This window comes from Rufibacter ruber, assembly GCF_014138425.1.
GTDB classification, from domain to species: domain Bacteria; phylum Bacteroidota; class Bacteroidia; order Cytophagales; family Hymenobacteraceae; genus Nibribacter; species Nibribacter ruber_C.
The window spans coordinates 1-1,476 of record NZ_JACJIQ010000047.1 but is presented as its reverse complement, the minus strand read 5'-3'; the positions used below and the strand labels follow the sequence as shown (position 1 = coordinate 1,476).

Genomic DNA, 1,476 nt, shown 5'->3' with positions numbered 1-1,476 from the left:
TTCAGGTGCAAACCAGTTGCTTTCTACAGCCGAAGTTGGTACTTTGAAAGACAATCAGGCAAACTCTTGGCCGTCGTTTAGCAGCGGCCGTTAGGCAACATTTATAAAAACAATATGTACGAAATAGCTGCAATAGTAATACCAATACTTTTAGTATTTTATTTAATAAGAATGCTAATACATAATGCAAAATATCGAAGAGCAGAGAAAGAGAAGAGAAAGAATAAAGCGAAGAGCGACTTTTTACATAGAAAATAACTTAAAAATAAATTTTCATGAAGTCTTATATTTTAAAAGATAAAACCATTTGGCTCTCAGAAAACCACATTGAATATAATGGAACTAAGTTAATTAGGCGAAATATTTATGACTGGCATTATTATTTATGGTATGTAAACGGTTCAGGCTCGGCTGAATTAAAGTTTAAATCGCCAGAAGGAGAAATTGATATCTCTTTAAATGTTAACAGCTTTATTTTTACTTCTAAAGCCAGTAATAATGCTATACAACAAATTGAAGAATTAATGAATAAGGTGTTAGACAACAACATCGTCCAGAATTTTCTTATTTATGCTGCAAATAAAATAAAAAATGAAGGTAAATTTAAAATAGCAGGTGTAAGATTCTATAATGATAAAATATCTTGTGGATTGTTATTTCCTTTAGAAGTTAGCTATAAGAATGCTTCAATAACCACATCAAGGTTTGAAACAACAAGAAGTAATAAAACAGGAGTATATTTAAATGACGGTGCAAACGATAAAGAAACTAAAATTTCAAGCCACTTGCCTGGAACAGACATACAAAAATTAAATATTCTAGTACAATATTTACCGCAGTTCCTTAACTAAAAAAAAAAACGTTGCCTAACATTGTATAAACAGCATGCTACGGCCGACGGCCTTGCACGTTGTTTATACGAGACCGTTGTGCGCAAGTGAAATAATGAATTGACAACTTGAACGGCAAAAAAATCAGCAAGAGTGGCAGAAGTACAAGAAAAAATCTTCTGGTTTGGCTTGAGAAAACGAGTAGAGGATTTTGATTAGCTTGGCAGAAGAAAGCAATCGCCGCCCGACTTCTATCAGCAAAAGTTGCAGAAGAGGAATTGACGTAGCGTTTGAGCATGAACGGACGCAAAATGCTTGCAGAACGATTGAACTCAGAAATGCGTTTTCGACCTGTTTTTCAGAAATCAAGCCAAAACTGGACGACCATATAAAAAGTAAAACGCTCCGATTTTACGTTTTCGGGCTGTTTTTCCAAAACCAGGTCAAAAACAGAAATAATAAAATGCGTGGGAAACTTAGAAGAACACCTCCGCACAACAACGTGTAAACGTCAGCTACGGCCGACGGCCTTGCCGTCGTTTACACAAGTACGTTAGCATTAATATATGACATATAAATTCTACGCTTTAAAAAATGACTATGAAGAAATCGTAAAGTTCATTTACGACGAACTTAGTCTATCTGT

General features: G+C 34.6%; 1 protein-coding gene. It reads left to right on the top strand.

All coding sequences use genetic code 11. The annotated features are described in order from the left end of the window. Positions 1 to 275: 275 nt before the first annotated feature. Entirely contained in the window at positions 276 to 851 is a 576-nt protein-coding gene (locus tag FHS90_RS22195; RefSeq protein WP_182514624.1) for a hypothetical protein, read from the top strand. Positions 852 to 1,476 lie beyond the last annotated feature (625 nt).

Coding starts and splice junctions, on each gene's coding strand:
- FHS90_RS22195 (WP_182514624.1), top strand. CDS start 276: ATGAAGTCTTATATTTTAAAAGATAAAACCATTTGGCTCTCAGAAAAC.